The organism is Mesorhizobium silamurunense (assembly GCF_014843825.1).
Taxonomy (GTDB): Bacteria; Pseudomonadota; Alphaproteobacteria; order Rhizobiales; family Rhizobiaceae; genus Mesorhizobium; species Mesorhizobium silamurunense.
This window is the reverse complement of the sequence record NZ_JHQR01000443.1, coordinates 1-253: the sequence shown is the minus strand read 5'-3', so window position 1 is coordinate 253 and position 253 is coordinate 1. Positions and strand designations below refer to the sequence as shown.

At 57.3% G+C, this 253-nt stretch carries 1 pseudogene; it reads left to right on the top strand.

Annotated elements, in window-relative coordinates:
- Window positions 1-199 (top strand): annotated as a pseudogene (locus DH10_RS35895) (IS6 family transposase); the annotation flags it as partial.
- Between the last annotated feature and the right edge of the window lie 54 nt (window positions 200-253).

Sequence of the window (253 nt, the reverse complement as noted above, 5' to 3'; positions counted from 1 at the left end):
CCAGCCGACCCGACGACGCGAAAGGACCATGAAACGCTTCAAGTCGGCACGCCAGCTTCAGCGGTTCGTTTCCATCCATGATCCGATTGCCAACCTGTTCCACTTTCCCCGCAATACGCTGTCATCAGCTCAACATCGAGACCTGCGTAACGCCGCCATGCAAATCTGGAACAAAATCGCGTGTCTCGCCGCAGCGTGACAGCCGTCCCGGCCAGCTATCGCTGCATCAATCCGCTGATAACTTTACAGCGCC